Origin of the sequence: Anaeromyxobacter diazotrophicus, assembly GCF_013340205.1 — a bacterium.
Classification (GTDB): domain Bacteria; phylum Myxococcota; class Myxococcia; order Myxococcales; family Anaeromyxobacteraceae; genus Anaeromyxobacter_A; species Anaeromyxobacter_A diazotrophicus.
In genome coordinates, this window is sequence record NZ_BJTG01000003.1 from 262,656 (window position 1) to 279,394 (window position 16,739).

A 16,739-nucleotide genomic window follows, 5' to 3' on the forward strand; every position below is an offset into this window, starting at 1 on the left:
CTGGTTAACTCCACGACCAGTCTTTGACCACGGTCAACCGTAAGCGCTAGCCCCGCGTCCCGAAAGGTAGTTTCTCCCGTCCGGGAGGCAGATTCCCCTGGAATTTGCCCGCCTGTACGTTGAGAGCGGGACATGCGCCTACCGTCCCCTACCCAAAATATTCCCCAACACACGCCCCCTTGCCCTGCCGCCGAGGTGAGCCTCGAGGTAGCGCAAGTTCGTACGTGTGGGTGCCCAAATGGGTCTATCGAGACCCTGGGCGAGGGAATGGCGCGGCTCGAACGCAGTCCACGGGGACGCAGACATGTTCAACCGGCTCGGAATCCACTGGAAGGGCCTCGCGGCGCTGCTGGCCGCGGGGTGCGTCGCTCTCCCGCTGACCGCGAGGGCGCAGGCGTCCTCGGCGCAGCCCTCGGTGGTCCCCTCGCCCAAGGGCGACGGCTCGACCATGACGCTCATGCGCCGGACGACGCAGGCCGACCGCGCCGGCGCCGCGCTGCGCGCGCTGCAGCGCAAGAAGGCGAACGCGGCCGTCGCGCCCGCGGCGGCGCCGAAGCTCGCCCCGAAGGCCGCGCCCAAGGCCGGCGCCTCCCGCCTGCGGGCGGCGGGCACGGCGAGCCGGGCGGCGACCCTGGCTCCCGCGCTCCCGCCCTACGACCTCTACGCCTCGCCCAACTACGCGACCAGCAAGTACCCGACCGCCACGTGCTCCAACTCGCCGGGCGTGACCTGCCAGAAGGACGCGGACTGCCCGGGCTACCAGCCGCCTTTCCTCATCGGGCCGAACCTCTTCCCGTCCGCCGAGACCTGCACCGGGCCCGTCGTGCCCGGCACCGGCATCCAGAAGTTCGTCGACACGCTGCCGGGCTTCTGCAGCGTGACCGGGCCGAACGACCTCGGCAACTGCCTGCCGATCGCGATGCCTGACACCAGCACCTTCCCCGGCGCCGACTACTACGAGATCGGCCTCCAGGACTACCGGTACCAGTTCCACCGCGACCTGCCGAACAAGACCAAGGTCCGCGGCTACTACCAGAAGAACACCAGCGATCCCTACGCCAGCAAGAACTTCTACCTGGGCCCGTTCATCGTGGCCCGGACGGACCGCCCGGTGCGCGTGAAGTTCACGAACGAGCTCGGCGTCGGCGCGGCGGGCGACTTCTTCATCCCGGTGGACAAGACGCTCTCCGGCACCGACCTCGGGCCGGACGGGACGCCCTACACGCAGAACCGCGCCACCGTCCACCTGCACGGCGGCAACTCCCCGTGGATCAGCGACGGCACGCAGCACCAGTGGACGACGCCGGTGGGCGAGAACACCACCACCCACAAGCGCGGCGTCAACGTGGAGTTCGTGCCGGACATGTGGTTCGACGTGAACGGCAATCCGCTCGCCGCCTGCTCCGGCCAGGTCTCCTGCGCCGTCCCTGGCGCCACCAACGACCCGGGCGACGGCCGGCTCACCTTCTACTGGACGAACCAGCAGAGCGGCCGGCTCATGTTCTTCCACGACCACGCGTACGGCATCACCCGGCTCGGCGTCTACGCCGGCGAGGCGGCGGGTTACCTGCTCGTGAAGCCGGACGACGAGGACCGGCTGGCGGCGGCCACCGTGCCGGGCACCCTGGGCACCAAGTTCTTCGACCCGGCGTCCGCGGTGACGACGGCGACCTCGCCCGACCTCGACCACGTCATCCCGCTCGTCCTCCAGGACAAGACCTTCGTCCCGCCCGCCGCGCAGCTCGCGCAGCAGGACCCGACCTGGGACCCGGCGCTGTGGAGCGGCGAGGACGGCCTCTGGTACCCGCACGTCTACACGCCGAACCAGTGGCCGGGGAACCCCGACCTCTCCAGCACGAACCCCATGGGACGCTGGGACTACGGCCCGTGGTTCTGGCCCATGCAGACCTCCCTCACCGGCGTCACCTGGGATGGCCAGGTCGTGAACCGGCCGCTCACCATCCCGTGCCGCAGCGCGCTGGCGGTGGACCCGCTCACGAACCCGAACGGCGACACCGAGTGCCCGAGCACGCCCTCGCCCTCGATGGTGCCCGAGTCGTTCCTCGACACGCCGGTGGTGAACGGCACCGCCTACCCGACGCTCACCGTCGACCCGGCCGCCTACCGCTTCCAGATCCTGAACGCCGCCAACGAGCGCAACTTCAACCTCAGCCTGTTCGTCGCCGACGCGAGCGGCACCGAGGTGAAGATGGTGGACGCGGTGCCGCACTCGTCCAGCAGCGTGCCGCCGCTCTGCAGCGGAAGCGCGCCGCTCAGCGACGTGACCGGCTCGCCCAACGGCCCGGACCTCGGCCCCGCCACCTGCTGGCCGCGCGACTGGCCGGTCGACGCCCGCCAGGGCGGCGTGCCGGACCCGGCCACCGTCGGCCCGAAGTGGATCCAGATCGGCAGCGAGGCGGGGCTGCTCCCGGCGCCGGCCGTCATCCCGCCGCTGCCCGTCAACTACGAGCTCAACAAGCGCAACATCGTGGTGCTGAACGTCTCGACCAAGGCGCTCTTCATGGGCCCGGCCGAGCGCGCCGACGTGGTGGTGGACTTCTCCGCCTACGCCGGGAAGACGCTCATCCTCTACAACGACTCGCCCGCGCCGGTGCCGGCCGGTGACCCGCGCCAGGACCTGTACACGGGCGCGCCCGACCAGACCACCGTCGGCGGCGCGCCGAGCCCGCTCCCCGGCTACGGCCCGAACAACCGCACCGTCATGCAGATCAAGGTGCGCGCCGCCGCCTCCGCCTCGCAGCCGCCGGTCGATCTGGCGGCCATCACGACGGCGCTCAACCAGGCCTTCGCCGGCTCGCAGCCGCCGCCCATCGTGCCGGAGGCGGTCTACAACCAGGTCTACAACCCGGCGACGCCGTTCGCGAACACCTACCTGCCCATCCAGGCGCTGAGCCTCACCTTCACGCCCATCGGGCAGTCGCAGCCGGTCACCATCCCGTTCGCGAACAAGGCGCTGCACGAGCTCTTCACGACCGACCAGGGCCGGATGAACTCGCTCCTCGGCGTGGAGATCCCGAACACGAACTGGCTCAACCAGACCACCATCCCGTTCGCGAACTTCGACCCGACGACCGAGTTCCTCACCGACGGCGTGCCGCAGATCTGGAAGATCACGCACAACGGCGTCGACACCCACACCATCCACTTCCACCTCTTCAACGCGCAGGTCCTGAACCGCGTCGGCTGGGACGGCCAGATCCGCGCCCCGGACGCGAACGAGCTCGGGTGGAAGGAGGTCGTCCGCATGAACCCGCTCGAGGACGTCCTCATCGCCCTCAAGCCGGTGAAGCAGAACCTGCCCTGGCCGCTGCCCGACAAGATCCGGCCGCTCGACGTCGATCGCCCGCTCGGCACCGCGTCGCAGTTCACGGGCGTGGACGTGAACAACAACCCCATCCAGATCACGAACCAGCTCGTGAACTTCGGCCAGGAGTACATCTGGCACTGCCACCTCCTCGGGCACGAGGAGGAGGACATGATGCGCTCCGAGGTGCTGGTGACCGCGCCCGAGGTGCCGTCGAGCCTGGTCGTGTCGCAGCCGCTGCCGACCGACCAGCCGGTGCTCGTCTGGCGGGACGAGTCGAAGAGCGCGATGACGTTCACCGTCCAGCGCTCGACCGACCCGACCTTCGCGAACGACCTGGTGACCTTCTCGGCGGCGGCGCCGACCGTGCAGCCCGGTCCCGCCAGCGCGACCGACGCCAACGCCCTGGTGGGCGGGCAGGTCTACTACTACCGCGTGCGGGGTGAGAAGGTGCTGACGAGCCCGGCGCTGCCGGGGCAGACCTTCCCGGCCACCTCCAACTGGTCCAACGTCGCCCAGCTCGGGACGGTGGCGCTGGTCACGGTCAGCCCCGACGCCGTCGCGTTCGGCGACCAGCGGGTCGGCACCGCCAGCGCGGCGCGCAGCGTGACGCTCACCGCCGGCGGCATCACCTCGCTCGCCATCTCGGTGGTGGGCGCCCAGGCCGCCGACTTCGCCATCGCGTCGACGAGCACGTGCGGCCCGAGCCTCGGCGCCGGCGCCAGCTGCACGGTCGACCTGGTCTTCAAGCCGGCCGCGCTCGGCGCGCGCGCCGCCACCCTCGAGATCCTGACCTCGGCGAGCGTCGTCCCGCTGTCGGTGGCGCTCACCGGCAACGGCGTCGCCCCGGTGGCGAGCGTCTCGCCGCTGACGCTCTCCTTCGGCAACCAGCTCGTGAACGTGACCAGCGCCGCCCAGGCCGTCACGCTCACCAACACCGGCACCCTGCCGCTCACCGTGACCGGCCTGGCGCTCGCCGGCACGAACCCGGGCGACTTCGCGCAGACCAGCACCTGCCCGGTGGCGCCCGCCACCCTCGCCGCCGGCGCGGCCTGCACCGTCAGCGTGACCTTCAGGCCGTCGGCCCTCGCGGCGCGGGGGGCCCGCCTCACGGTGAGCACGGACGACCCCATCACGCCGGTGGTCACGGTGACCCTCGACGGCACGGGCATCGCCCCGCTCCTCACGGTGAACCCGAACGCGCTCGCCTTCGTGAACCAGCTCGTGACGAACCCGCCGGCGGCCGGCGCGGCGCAGACGGTGACGCTCACGAACGGCGGGACGGCCCCGGTGGCGTCCCTGGCCGCCGGCCTCTCCGGCGGCAACGCGGCCGAGTTCCAGGTGGTGAGCAGCAGCTGCGGCACCACCCTCGCCGCCGGCGGAAGCTGCACCGTCGCCGTGGCGTTCGCCCCGGCCACGTCCGGCGCGAAGGCGGCCTCCCTGGTCATCACCGGCACGGACGGGGTGAACCCCATCCCCGCCCAGGCGGTGGCCCTCACCGGCACGGACGTCGCGCCGGTGGCCGGGCTGGCGCCGAACCCGCTCACGTTCGCCGCCCAGACCCTGAACACGCCCAGCGCGCCCCAGACGCTCACGCTGTCCAACACCGGCACGGCCCCGCTCACGGTGAGCGGCATCACCGCCAGCGGTGACTTCAGCCAGACGAGCAGCTGCGCCACCGTGGCGGCCGGCGCGAGCTGCGCCATCACCGTCACCTTCACGCCCACCGCGACCGGCACCCGGTCCGGCACCGTGACCGTGACCAGCTCCGACCCGGTGAACCCGACCCTCACCGCCGCGGTGAACGGCATGGGCACCGCCATCAGCCTCTCCCCGTCGGTGCTCGCCTTCGGCACCCAGCTCGTCGGCACGACCAGCGCCTCGCGCTCGGTGACGCTCATCAACACCGGCACGACCGCGCTGGCCATCACCAGCGTCGGGGTCAGCGGGGCGAACGCCGCCGACTACGCGGTGACGAACAACTGCGCGGCGAGCCTGTCGGCCGGCCGCTCCTGCACCCTCGGCGTGCGCTTCACGCCGGCGGCGGTCGGGCCCTCCACGGCCACGCTCTCGGTGGTCACCTCCGACCCGGCCGGCCCGGCGACCGTGGCGCTGAGCGGGACGGGCGGCGTCCCGGTCGCCGCGGTGGCGCCCACCTCGCTCGCCTTCACGAGCGCGATGAACGTCACCTCGGCCGCGCAGACGGTCACGGTCACGAACACCGGCACCTCGCCGCTCACCCTGAACGGCACGGCGCTCGGCGGGACCGACCCGAGCCAGTTCGCCCGGACCAGCACCTGCGGCCCGAGCCTGGCGGCCGGGGCGAGCTGCACCATCGACGTGACGTTCACGCCCACCACCTACGGCGGCGTGCTCACCAAGTCGGCGACGCTCACCGTCAACGTGGCCGCCCCGGCGACCTCGCAGACGGTCAGCCTGACCGGCACCATCCTGGTCCCGACCTACACCCTCACCCCGACGGCCCTCACCTTCGCCAAGCAGACGGTGGGGACGACCAGCGCGGCGCAGACGGTGACCCTGGCCAACACCGGCACGGCGCCGCTCGGCATCCGCGGCATCACGCTCGGCGGCAACAACCCCGGCAGCTTCGCCCAGACGAACAGCTGCGGGACGAGCGTGGCCGCCGGCGCGAGCTGCACCATCTCGGTCACGTTCACGCCGACGCGCGTCGGCTCGCGGACCGCGACGCTCAACGTGCGCGTCTCGGCGCCGGCGGTTTCGCAGTCGGTGACGCTGACGGGGTCCGGGCAGTAGGCGGCAGCCCCGGCGAGGACGCTGCTGCCCGCAGCAGGTGCGCGGGCAGCAGCGCGGCCGGGCCACAGGTCTTCGAGGAGAGCACATGACCACCCGAATCGACGAGATCGCCGTGAAGACGAAGGGTCGCCGCGCCGCGCTGGGCCTCGCGCTCATCCTGGCGGCGGGCTGCCAGAGCTCCAGCACCCCGAGCGCCAAGCTGCAGTCGCTGGCCCTCGCGCCCGGCCCCGCCTACCTGGCGGTGGGCGGCTCCCAGCAGCTCACCGCCACCGGCCGCTACTCGGACGGGCGCGTCGCCGCCGTCGCGAGCGGCCTCCAGTGGCGGTCGTCCGACGCCGCCATCGCCACCGTGAGCGACGCCGGCGTCGTGACCGCGGTCGGGAAGGGCAGCGCCACCATCACCGCCACCCACGCGAGCGGGGTCAGCGCGACCGCCGAGCTCGTGTCGCGGGTGATGACCTCGCTCGCCCTGGGCACCGACCTGCCCCGCACCGGCAGCGTGGACACCACCCGCGCCCTCTACCGGGTGACCGGCCTCACGCCGGGCGCGTTCTACCTGGCGGCGCTGACGAAGCTCGACGACGACGTGGACCTGGAGGTGTACTCGGACGCGAGCCTCTCCGAGGGCGCCCTGGCGTGCGCGTCCCAGACCGCGGGCACCGTCCCCGAGTCCTGCACCGCGCCGGCGAGCGCCGCCGGGGAGCTCTACCTGGCGGTGGACGGCTCCTGGACCGAGGACGGCGCGAGCTTCCAGGTCGAGACGGGCCCCGCCGCCCCGCTGACGCACGCCGACCTGGCGTTCCCGGCTCAGCTCCCCGCCGCCGGCACCGTGGATCGGGGCGAGAAGGACTACCGCGTGACCGGGCTCACCCCCGGCGCCTCGTACGTGGTCCGCATCTCGGGGCTCAGCGACGACGCCGACCTCGACGTCTACTCCGACGCGTACCACTACACGACCGCGTGCAGCTCCTACGCCTCCGGCAAGGTGGACGACTTCTGCACCGCGGTCGCCACCGCGGCGGGCGAGCTGTTCGTCGAGGTGGACGGCGAGAGCACCTCGAGCGGCGCGAGCTTCACGCTCAGCGTGACGGCGGCGCGGTAGCCACCGCCTCGCCTCGCGGTGCGGCCCCCTCTCCCTCGGTGGGGGAGAGGGGGGGGCGTCTTCGAGAGGGCTGCCGCCCTCGCCCCGCCGCCCTTCAGCTGACGGTGTCGTCCTCGCCGTGCCGCGACGGCGGCGGGGCGACGCTCGAGAAGACGAGCGCCGTCACGATCGCCTCCGGCGCCGCGCCCGGCTTCCAGAGCTCCCGCAGGCCGAGGCGGCAGCCGCCGACCGCGTCGAGCAGCCACCCGCTCACCTCCGGCGCCGCGTTCACCGACTCGCAGGTGGCGGCGAGCACCTGCTCCACCAGCACCCACTCCGCGTCGAGCTCCGCGGCGTCCACCGTCGTGGGCCAGCGCACCACGCCGCCGAGCCCGCGCCACACCTCCGCCGCCGGCGCGCCGCGCGCCAGGAGCTCGCCGGCGCGCGCGAAGAACTCCGCCACCACCCCGTCGAGGAGGCCCGGGAACACCTCCGGCCGCGCCGTGGCGCGGGCGAGCCGCCAGATGCGGACCAGCTCCTCGCCCTGCTGCGCGAGGAAGAGCGCCACCTGCGCCGGACCGAGCTGGGTCACGGCGCCGCCTCCAGGAGCCACGCCATCGCCTCGCCCGCGGCGCGCTCCAGCGCCGGGAGCGCCTCGGTGAAGAGGTGGGTCGCGCCCTCCACCACCGTGAGCCGGCGCGGGGCGGCCGCGCCCTCCAGGGCGCGCTCGACCTCGGCCGGGAGCGCGAACTCGTCGCGCTCGGCCTGCACCACCGCCACCGGCTTCGCGCAGCCCCGGGCGCGCTCGGCGACCCCCTCGCGCAGCGAGAGCGCGAGGCCTAGGCACAGCACGCCCGGCACCGCCGGGACGGCGCAGCCCGCCTCGAGCGCCATCCAGGCGCCGAACGAGAAGCCGGCCGCCCAGCGGGGCAGCCCGGGGTGCTCCGCCGCGAGCCACGCCAGCGCGGCGCGCACGTCGTCCGCCTCGCCGCGGCCCTGGTCGTACTGACCGGCGGAGCGGCCGACGCCGCGGAAGTTGAAGCGCAGCGTGGCGCCGCCCTGCTCGCGCACGGCGCGCGCCAGCCGGTAGGTGGCGTGGTTGTGGAGGGTGCCGCCGTGGCGCGGGTGCGGGTGGCAGACCACCGCCGCGAAGCGCGGGGCCGCGGGCGCCTCGTACAGCGCCTCCAGCCGCCCGGCGGGTCCGAGGAGGTCGACCTGCACCGGCGCGCTACCCCGCCGCGCCGAGGAGGCTCTCGAAGAGCTTCTTGCCGTCGGCGCTGCCCAGGATGGCCTCGCTCGCGCGCTCGGGGTGGGGCATGAGCCCGACCACGTTCATGCGCGGGCCGGCCGCGACCCCGGCGATGTCGCGGGCGGAGCCGTTGGGCGCGCCGCCCACGTAGCGGAACACCACCTGGCCCTCGCCCTCCAGCCGGTCGAGGGTGGCGTCGTCCGCGAAGAAGTTGCCGTCGCCGTGCGCGACCGGCACGCGCAGCCGCTCGCCGCGCAGGCCGGCGGTGAAGGGCGTCTCGGCGCCCTGCACCTCGATGAGCACGTCCTGGCAGACGAAGTGGAGCGAGGCGTTGCGGAGCAGCGCCCCGGGGAGGAGGCCGGCCTCGCACAGGATCTGGAAGCCGTTGCAGATGCCCACCACCGGGCCGCCGCCCCGGGCGTAGCCGACGACGTCCTCCATGACCGGCGAGAAGCGCGCCAGCGCGCCGCAGCGCAGGTAGTCGCCGTAGCTGAAGCCGCCCGGGAGCATGACCGCGTCGAGCCCGGCCGGCAGCCGGTCCTTGTGCCACACGTACTGCGCGTCGGCCCCGCAGACGTGCTTCACCACGTGGTACAGGTCGTGGTCGCAGTTCGAGCCGGGGAAGCTGACGACGCCGATCTTCATGCCTTCACCGCCGGCGCGTCGTCGAAGCGGTAGTCCTCGATGACGGTGTTGGCGAGCAGCCGCCGGCACATCTCGTCGAGCCGCTTCCGCCCGCCGGCGTCGCTCTCGCCGTCCGCCAGCTCGAGCTCGATGTACTTGCCGAGGCGCACGCCCTGCACCTCGCCGTAGCCGAGCGTCCTGAGCGCCCGCCCGACCGCCGAACCCTGCGGATCGAGCACGCCCCGCTTCAGCGTCACGTAGACCCGGACCGTCTTCGCCATGGCCGGCTATATAACAGATCGTCCCGGCGCGAGCCGCTGCCCTCAGCGCATGGCGGCCACGGCCTCGCGCAGCGCCGCGCCCAGCCGCAGCTGGCGGCCGTGGCGCGCCACCTCGGCCACCGCCAGCGCCACGTAGGCCCAGGCCACGAGCAGGTGCGACTCGATGGGCGGCAGGTCGAAGCCCCCGTGCGCCGGCCCGAGGTGCGGCACGTCGATGGGCCCCTCGTAGAAGAACTGCAGCGCGAAGAGCGCCAGCATGATGACCGCGTTCACCCGCGTGAAGTAGAGCTTCGCGAGGCAGGCCACGCCGTAGAGGGTGGTGGCGAACGACAGGAAGATCTCGGTCCGGTGGAGCGGGTCCATGGGGATGGCGGCCGGCGCCCCCACCGACAGGGAGTAGGCGATGGGGATCATGGCCACCAGCGCCGTGTACTGGTTCACCGTCGAGCTCACCATGTTGAGGAGCGCCATGGGCGCGAGCTTGACCGTGCGCGACCAGTAGACCGCCGTCACCTTCTCCGGGAACTCGGTCAGGAAGGGCGCCACCCACTGCACGAAGGCGAACTGGGAGACGCCCAGCGCCACCGCCACCTCCTTCATGGACTCGAGGAAGGGGTGGGCCACCCCCCACATCACCACCCCGCCCAGCGCGAACAGCCCGAGCAGCGCCGCGCCGCGGAGCAGCCGCGGGCGCAGCTCGACCAGCAGCCGGGGCGGGGCGAGCAGCTCCTCCTTCTCCTCCTCCTCCTCGGACGGCATCCGGGAGAGCACGAACAGGTAGAGGACGAAGGCGCCGCCCAGCACCGCCGAGTCGAGCAGGGTGAGGTGCCCGCGCCACAGCACGACCAGGTACCAGCTCGAGGCGGCGAGGAGCGCCACCACCTCGATCACGTGCTCGGGCCGGAGCCGCAGCGCGTCGAGCGGCCGCCCGTGCTTGCGGCGGTGGAAGAAGTCGGTGACGAAGAAGATGAGCGGCCAGCCGAAGCCGGTGAGGAGGCGGTTCGAGCCCGAGGCGTTCGCGAAGACCAGGTCGACCCGCCCGTCGCGCCCCGCCTGCCAGGCGATGACCGCCTCCACCATGAACTCCGGCACCACCTGCAGGAGCGCGATGAACGCCACCGCCAGCCCCTGCGAGACGAAGAACTGCGCCGCCTCGGCGCCCCAGGAGATGAGGAGCGCCGCCGCGATCACGGCCCCGAAGCAGAGCGCCGCGGTGGGGGTGGGCGTGAGCGGGAAGACGCGGACGAGCCAGGTGGCGGCCGCCGCGAAGATCGCGAGCCCGGCGAGGAGGGACCCGGTGGAGGCGCGCGGGGAGGGGGCCATCGCGGCGGCGTAGCACGCGCGCCGCGGCCCGGCAACGGCGCCGCGCGCGCCGGACGATCGGGCGCCGCCGTGCTAGCCTCGCCGCGATGGCACCGGAGCAGGATCTCGCCCTGGCCGCGGCGGCCGCCCTCGCGCTGCTCCTCGCGCGGGCGGTGGCGGCCGCGCTCGAGGCGGCGCTGGTGGCGGTGGGCCTCCCCCGCGCGCAGGCGCTGGCGCAGGAGGGGGGCGGCTCGCGGCGGGCGCGCGCCCTGGCGGCGCTGCTCGAGGACCGCGAGGCCACCGCGGCGCTCGTCCGCGCGGTCGACGCCCTCCTCGCGCTCGCCGCCGGCGCCGCGGCCGCGCTCGCCGGGTGGCGGGCGGTGCCGCCGGCGCCCGCGGCCGGGGCGGCGCTGGCGCTCGCCCTGGGCGCGTTCCTCTCCATCGTCTTCTCCGCCGCGGCGCGAGCGGTCGGCGCCGCGCACGGCGAGGCGGTGGGGCTCGGGCTGGCGCGGCCGGCGCGGGCGCTGGTCCGCGCCGTCTCGCCGCTCGCCCGCGGCGCGCGCGCCCTGGCCCGCCCGCTGGCGGGGCGGCCCGGCGCCTTCGCCCTGCCGCAGCCGCCGCTGGAGGAGATGGAGCGGGTGCTCTCGGAGTGGGCGCGCTCGCGCGGCACGCCTTCCGACCAGGCGACGAGCGAGCTCATCCAGGCGGTGTTCGAGTTCCGCGACAAGGTCGCGCGCGACGTGATGGTGCCGCGCACCGAGGTGGTGGCCCTCGACGTCGAGACGCCGGTGAAGGAGCTCCTGCGCCTGCTCGCCGAGGAGGGCCACTCGCGCCTGCCGGTCTACCGCGAGAGCCTCGACCAGATCGTCGGCACGCTGCACGCGCGCGACCTGGTCCCGCTCATGGAGCACCCGGAGCTCATCGTGCTGCGCGACCTGGTGCGGCCGCCGCACTTCGTGCCCTGGTCGAAGCCGGTGGACCAGCTCCTGCGCGAGATGCAGAAGCGCCACATCCACATGGCGGTGGTGGTGGACGAGTACGGCGGGGTGATGGGCATCTGCACGCTCGAGGACGTGCTCGAGGAGATCGTCGGGGAGATCGGCGACGAGTTCGAGGTGGAGCAGGGCAAGGGCGTCGAGGCGCACGCCGACGGCACCTACACCGTGCGCGGCGACGTGCCGGTCTCGGAGTTCAACCGCCTGGCCGGCGGCGCGCTCCCCGAGGACGCCCAGTACGAGACGGTGGCCGGGTTCCTGAATGCGCTGGCGGGCGCCATCCCCACCGCCGGCGACCGCTTCTTCCAGCGCGGGTGGCTGTTCACGGTGAGCGAGGCCACCCCCCGGCGCGTGCTCAAGGTGCGCGCCGCGCGCGTGAAGCGGCAGGGCGAGCCGGCGCCCGCGCGGTCGCGCTGACGCCGGGCGCGGGGTCTCCATCCGCGCCGGGCGGCCGCGCGCGCGCGGCCCTATCGTCACGCGCATGGACGAGCGGGTGAAGGTCGGGATGACCGTCGTGGACGAGGACGGCCAGCGGCTCGGGAAGGTCACGCGCCGCGACCCCTGGGGCATCGAGGTCGTGCGCGGCTTCTGGAGCCCGTCGGAGTGGGTGATCCGCTGGGACGAGGTGCTCGAGGTGGAGCGCGGCCGGGTGCGGGTCGCGCGGAGCGAGCGAGCGCTCTTCGAGCTGGCGGAGGGCGGGATGCCGGAGAGCTGGTCCCGCAGGACGCCGCCGCTGGTGGCGCCCTCGCCGCGTCCGCCGGGCGGCTACGCGCCCGCGGGAGCCCCGGCGCCGGGCCTCGGATACGCCTACGCCGGGCAGGGTGAGCCGCAGGGCTAGTCGGCCGGCCAGCGACGCGCGCGCCGGGCCTTCCCGGGTGGACTCCCTATCGTTTCACCCCAGGGAGGTCACACATGATCGAGAGAGGGCTGATCCGCGAAGGGATGACGGTGCACAGCGCCGAGGGCGACAAGCTCGGCAAGGTGATCGCGTGCGACGCGAGCACGTTCGTCATCGAGAAGGGGTTCTTCTTCCCGAAGGACTACGTGGCGCGCTTCGAGGACGTGGCGGACGTGCAGGGCGACGACATCCACCTGCTGCGCGGGCGCGAGGCGCTCGGGGAGGCCGGGACGGCGCGGCGGGAGGGGACCTTCTCCGAGGGGTCCAGCGTGATGGGGCCGGGCGGAGGGATCGAGACCTCCGCGGCGGAGCCCGGGATCCCGGCGGAGCGCGCGCGGTCCACGGCCGGGCGCCAGGAGGAGCTGCGGGTGCCGATCGCGGAGGAGGAGCTCGACGTCGCGAAGCGGGTGAAGGACGCGGGCGAGGTCCGCCTGCGCAAGGACGTCGTCACGGAGACGAAGCACGTGGACGTGCCCGTGACGCGCGAGGAGGTCCACGTCGAGCGCGTGCCCACCGGGGAGGCGCGGGCCGTCGGCCCGGGCGAGGCGTCGTTCCAGGAGCAGACGGTCTCCATGCCCATCCGCGAGGAGGAGCTCGAGGTCCGCAAGCGCCCGGTGGTGAAGGAGGAGGTGCGGCTCCGCAAGGACCGCGTGGTGGAGCAGCGCGCCGCCGACGCCGAGGTGCGGCGCGAGGAGGTGCGGGTGGAGGGCGAGGGCGCGCGAGGCGAGGACGTCCGAAAGCACCTCGACGTCGAGGAGGGCTCGCCCGCCAGCTTCGGCGAGGACTCGGGCGCGCTCGAGCCGACCCGCCGCGAGCCGGAGGAGTAGCCGGGCCGACGCCGGGGCCCCTGGCTTCCGCAGAGGGAGGGGAGCGCAGGGGCCGAGCGGCGAGAAGGAGCGCGAGGGAGGGAACGCGCGGCGGACGTAGCCGCAGCGGGAGGCCGGGCCTGGCCCCGGCCTCTGCTATCGTGCGCCCCTCATGACCGACGCCCCCACGCCCGCCTCGCCGGGCCGCGGCTACCGCTGGCTCGTGCTGCTCGCCTGCAGCGGCGCGATGTTCGGCAACTACTACGTCTTCGACGCGCTCTACCCGGTCACCCCGCTCCTCGAGCAGGCGTTCGGGTTCACCGGCGAGCAGGTGGGGCTCCTCGACACCTCCTACAACGTGGCGGCGCTCCTCACGCTCATCGCCGGGGGCGTCCTCGTGGACCGGCTCGGCACCGCCCGCTCGGCGGTGCTCTTCGGCGCCGTCGGCGCGGCCGGCAGCGCGCTCATCGCCTTCCTGCCGGCGCTCGCCCCCGGGCACGCCGCGCTCGGGATGATGGCGGGCCGCTTCGTGCTCGGCGTCGGCTCGGAGTGCTTCATCGTCGCGGCCACCACCGTGGTCGGCCGCTGGTTCAAGGGGCGCGAGATCTCCTTCGCGCTCGCCCTTCAGCTCCTCATCGCGCGCCTCGGCTCCTACGCCGCCGACTGGTCTCCCAACCTGCGCGCGCTCTTCACCTCCTGGCAGCCGCCGCTCCTCCTCGCGGCGGCGCTCGGGGGCGTCTGGCTCGCCCTGGCGATCGTCTACGCGGCGCTCGAGCTCCACGCGGCGCGCCGCTACGGCACCGCGCGCGCGGGCGCGACCGACAAGCTCGTCCTCGCCGACCTGGTCCGCTTCGACCGCGCGTACTGGTGGGTGGTCGGCCTGTGCGTCGCGTTCTACGCCACCATCTTCCCGTTCCGCACCTTCGCGAACCTGTTCCTCACCGACTACCACGGCGTCTCGAACGAGACCGCCGGCAGCCTGAAGAGCGTCCTGCCGCTGCTCTCCATGATCGGCATGCCCATCTTCGGCTTCGTCGCCGACCGGATCGGGAAGCGCGCGCTGCTCATGGCGGTCGGGTCGGCGCTGCTCGTGCCGCCCTTCCTGCTCATGGCCTACACGCACCTCCCGCTCCAGCTCTCGATGGCGCTGCTCGGGCTGGCCTTCGCGCTGGTGCCGGCGGTGCTGTGGCCGGCCGTGACCTACCTCGTCCCGGACGCGCGGCTCGGCTCGGCCTACGCGCTCATGACCTTCTGCCAGCAGGTGGGCTGGGCGGCCATGAGCTGGGGGCTGGGCCGGGTGAAGGACGCCGGCGGCGCGAGCGCGGCTCACCCGGCGGGCTGGCTGCCGGTGATGTGGATGCTGGCGGCGCTCGCCTGCGCCGGGTTCGCCTTCTCCTTCCTGCTCTGGCGCTCCGAGCGCGGCGGCCGCGGGCACGGCCTCGAGCGCGCGCAGGTGCGCCCCGAAGCGGCCTGAGGGGCAGGCGCCCGTCGCCCGGGCCCTCCCGCGGGCGTTTGCCTTTTCGATCCCGCTTCCGTATGCTGCCGATATCTCAGGCAAGATCTCGGGATCATTCGGCGATCCCGGACGAGGCGCAGGGTCGTGGCGGGGCGTGGGCGCAGGGAGGTCGGGTGAGCGGGAGTCCCGAGGAGCTGCTCAGGAGCGCGCTCGAGAAGGTCATCTTCTTCGAGTGCCGGGTGGCGAGCCTCGAGCATGAGCTCGAGTCGGCGCGCGCCGCGGCGGCGCGCGCCCGGGACGAGGCCGGCGCGGCGCGGCGGCGCGAGGGCGAGCTGGAGGCGCAGCTCGCGCAGCTCAAGGGCGCGCAGGCGGCGGGCGCGGCGCAGAGCGGCGAGCTGGCCGAGCGCGTGCGGCTGCTCGAGGCGGAGCGCGAGCGGTTCCTCTCCGGCATGGTCGAGAGCGCGCGGGTCGCGGGCGCGCCCGCCGGCGAGGACGACGACGCCGGCAGCGCCTCCGAGCTGGCCGGCTTCATCGCGGAGCTGCGGGCGGAGATCGAGGCCCTGCGCGCGTGGAAGCGCGAGGCGGAGGCGCGGGGGTACGCGCCGGGCGAGGCCGCGAGCGCGGATTCGAACGCGACCGCGACCTCGACCTCGACCTCGACCTCGACCTCGACCTCGACCGCGAACGCGAACGCGAACGCGAACGCGGCGCCGCGGACCGGGCAGCCTTCGCCGGCCGGCGCGGGGGCGGGGCGCGGCGCCGTGGCCCTCCCAGCGATGGCGACCGCGTTCGAGCAGTCCGGCCGCATCACCGTCTCCGCCGCCGACGCGCGCGCGCTGCCGCGCTTCTCCACCCGCTCCGAGCGCGCGCTCTACGAGTCCTGCCTCGACGACCTCGGCTCGCGCGAGCCGGGGACCCGCCGCCGCGCCGCGGACGGCCTGCGCGCGCTCGGCTCGCGGGGCGCCGCGCCGCTGGTGGCCGCCGCGCTCGGGCGCGAGGCCGACGCCGAGGTGAAGGCCTCGCTCCTGGCCGCGCTCGGCGCCCTGGCCGAGGCGAGCGCCTCGGACCTCGCGGTCCGCGAGCTCGCCGACCCGCGCCCGGCGGTGCGGGCGGCCGCCCTCGACGCGGTGAGCGCGCTCGCCGGTCCGCAGGCGGTCCCGGCGCTCTCCGGCGCGCTCGCCGACGCGAGCCCGCTCGTGCGGCGCCGCGCGGTGGTGCTGCTCGGCTTCGCGCGCGGCGAGCCGGCCGACGACGCGCTCGCCGGCGCGCTCGCCGACCGCGACGCCGGCGTCGCCCGCGCCGCCGCCTCGGCGCTGGCGGGCCGCCCCAGCGCCCGGGCCCAGGGCGCGCTCGCCCGCGCGCTCGAGCACCGGGAGCCCGCGGTGCGCCGCGCGGCGGCCCTCGCCACCGGCCGCTGGTCGGGCGAGGCGGTCGACCCCGCCGCCCCCGAGGCGGAGCGCCGCCGCGCAGCCCGGCGCATCAGCGAGAAGCTGCTCGAGGTGGACGGCGAGGCGCTGCGGAGCGCGGTGACGAAGGTCGCCGCGGCTGTGGCCCACGCTCCCCGTCCCGCTCCCCCGGTGGGGGAGAGGGAGCCGATCCTCGCTGCGCCGGCTGCCCGCCGCGGTCCGCGCGCTCCATCCGCCTCTCCCGCGCAGGGAGAGCCTCGCGTCCCTGCTCGCGCACCCTCGCAGGGAGAGGGCGTGCGCCATGCGCTCGCCGCGGCGGCCGCGATGAAGTCGGCGGTGGCCGTCGCCGCGCCGGAGGAGCGCGCGCCGCTCGCCGCGGCCGCGCTGGCCGAGGTGCGCGCGGCGCTGCGGGGCCGGACCGCCGAGGAGCTGTCGGCCGCGCTCGGCGCGGAGCGCCTCACGATCGAATCCACCCTGCGCGCGCTCGTGACGCAAGGGCGGCTGGTGGCGCGCGGGCCGCGCTTCTTCATGAGCTAGGAGA

The 16,739-nt window shown here is 74.5% G+C and carries 12 protein-coding genes; 7 read left to right on the forward strand and 5 right to left on the reverse strand.

All coding sequences use genetic code 11. The annotated features are described in order from the left end of the window. Positions 1 to 304: 304 nt before the first annotated feature. A complete protein-coding gene (locus HWY08_RS07200; RefSeq protein WP_176064176.1) occupies positions 305 to 6,100 on the forward strand; it encodes a choice-of-anchor D domain-containing protein in 5,796 nt (1,931 codons plus the stop codon). 85 nt (positions 6,101 to 6,185) lie between these two features. Beyond that, complete coding sequence (locus tag HWY08_RS07205) at positions 6,186 to 7,202, forward strand: Ig-like domain-containing protein (protein WP_176064177.1); 1,017 nt, start codon at positions 6,186 to 6,188, stop codon at positions 7,200 to 7,202. A gap of 94 nt (positions 7,203 to 7,296) precedes the next feature. Here the strand turns inward: HWY08_RS07205 and HWY08_RS07210 are convergent, their stop codons facing one another. Genes HWY08_RS07210 through HWY08_RS07230 form a run of 5 tightly spaced genes read right to left on the reverse strand, consistent with a single transcriptional unit; the run spans position 7,297 to position 10,658 of the window. Next, complete coding sequence (locus tag HWY08_RS07210; protein WP_176064178.1) at positions 7,297 to 7,773, reverse strand: hypothetical protein; 477 nt, start codon at positions 7,771 to 7,773, stop codon at positions 7,297 to 7,299. Beyond that, on the reverse strand, positions 7,770 to 8,402 hold the full coding sequence (locus HWY08_RS07215) for an alpha/beta hydrolase (RefSeq protein ID WP_176064179.1): 633 nt from the start codon (positions 8,400 to 8,402) through the stop codon (positions 7,770 to 7,772). The genes HWY08_RS07210 and HWY08_RS07215 overlap by 4 nt, the downstream gene beginning before the upstream one ends. A 7-nt stretch (positions 8,403 to 8,409) precedes the next feature. Further along, entirely contained in the window at positions 8,410 to 9,075 is a 666-nt protein-coding gene (purQ, locus tag HWY08_RS07220) for a phosphoribosylformylglycinamidine synthase subunit PurQ (protein ID WP_176064180.1), read from the reverse strand. Next, positions 9,072 to 9,335 (reverse strand): phosphoribosylformylglycinamidine synthase subunit PurS, encoded by a 264-nt coding sequence (gene purS, locus HWY08_RS07225; RefSeq protein WP_176064181.1) that lies wholly within the window; start codon positions 9,333 to 9,335, stop codon positions 9,072 to 9,074. The genes purQ and purS overlap by 4 nt, the downstream gene beginning before the upstream one ends. A gap of 42 nt (positions 9,336 to 9,377) precedes the next feature. Continuing rightward, positions 9,378 to 10,658, reverse strand: a complete 1,281-nt coding sequence (locus HWY08_RS07230) for a calcium:cation antiporter family protein (RefSeq protein ID WP_176064182.1) — start codon at positions 10,656 to 10,658, stop codon at positions 9,378 to 9,380. An 86-nt stretch (positions 10,659 to 10,744) separates the two neighbouring features. On the opposite strand from HWY08_RS07230, the gene HWY08_RS07235 reads away from it, so the two are divergent. From HWY08_RS07235 to HWY08_RS07255, 5 genes are all read left to right on the forward strand, one after another. Then, positions 10,745 to 12,049, forward strand: coding sequence for a hemolysin family protein (locus tag HWY08_RS07235; protein WP_176064183.1), 1,305 nt, complete (start codon positions 10,745 to 10,747; stop codon positions 12,047 to 12,049). Positions 12,050 to 12,113: 64 nt separating this feature from the next. Continuing rightward, positions 12,114 to 12,470, forward strand: coding sequence for a PRC-barrel domain-containing protein (locus HWY08_RS07240; RefSeq protein WP_176064184.1), 357 nt, complete (start codon positions 12,114 to 12,116; stop codon positions 12,468 to 12,470). Positions 12,471 to 12,544: 74 nt separating this feature from the next. Then, positions 12,545 to 13,357, forward strand: a complete 813-nt coding sequence (locus HWY08_RS07245; protein ID WP_176064185.1) for a YsnF/AvaK domain-containing protein — start codon at positions 12,545 to 12,547, stop codon at positions 13,355 to 13,357. Between the two features lie 151 nt (positions 13,358 to 13,508). After that, positions 13,509 to 14,810, forward strand: a complete 1,302-nt coding sequence (locus HWY08_RS07250; RefSeq protein WP_176064186.1) for an MFS transporter — start codon at positions 13,509 to 13,511, stop codon at positions 14,808 to 14,810. 155 nt (positions 14,811 to 14,965) lie between these two features. Next, positions 14,966 to 16,735 carry a HEAT repeat domain-containing protein gene (locus HWY08_RS07255; RefSeq protein WP_235969505.1) on the forward strand — a complete coding sequence of 590 codons (1,770 nt, stop codon included), beginning with the start codon at positions 14,966 to 14,968 and terminating at the stop codon, positions 16,733 to 16,735. Positions 16,736 to 16,739: the final 4 nt, after the last annotated feature.